Source organism: Staphylococcus sp. EG-SA-2 (assembly GCF_017152085.1).
Genome location: NZ_JACYHC010000014.1, coordinates 1 through 582 on the forward strand (window position 1 = coordinate 1; position 582 = coordinate 582).

1 protein-coding gene is annotated in these 582 nt (G+C 32.3%); it reads left to right on the plus strand.

Annotated elements, in window-relative coordinates; genetic code table 11:
• On the plus strand, nt 1–582 hold a 582-nt coding region (locus IDG60_RS00095; protein ID WP_206160335.1), incomplete at both ends, for an EVE domain-containing protein.

Sequence of the window (582 nt, forward strand, 5' to 3'; positions counted from 1 at the left end):
TTTATACGCACACGTACAACGGTATTAAACGTAATGGTTATCATTTTTATACTCAGTTAGAAGAAGGCGACAATATTATTTTTTATAATCGAACGAAAAATCAATCTGTCGTTGGAATTGGAGAAGTATCAAAGCATATTCATGAAAAACCACCAATTCCTGGTAGAACAAATAGTACAGTGATTGAAGTGTCTTATGAGAAAGACATTACACCGATTACATTAAGTACATTAAATAAGCATCCTAAATTGAAAAACTTATATTTCCTTCAAGAAAATGCAAAACAGGCTATTGCAAGTATGTCACAAGCACAGTATGATGCAATTATTGAAATGAGCGATAATAATGGATTGAAATCTCCATTTGAAATGGTTCAAAAACCAGATATGCTTGAAAGTGAAAAAGAAGAAGCGTTAAAGCCATTTATTTTACTTGTTGTAGATCGAAAAGAAGAAGGCTTAAAAGCGGCTAATGACTTATTGCAAAAAGCGAATGCAAATCCTGTTATAACAACAGGTCATCCTGATTTTTCAGAAGATATGCTTTATGGCAAGTATTTACCAAATGAAACAGGGGCATTAT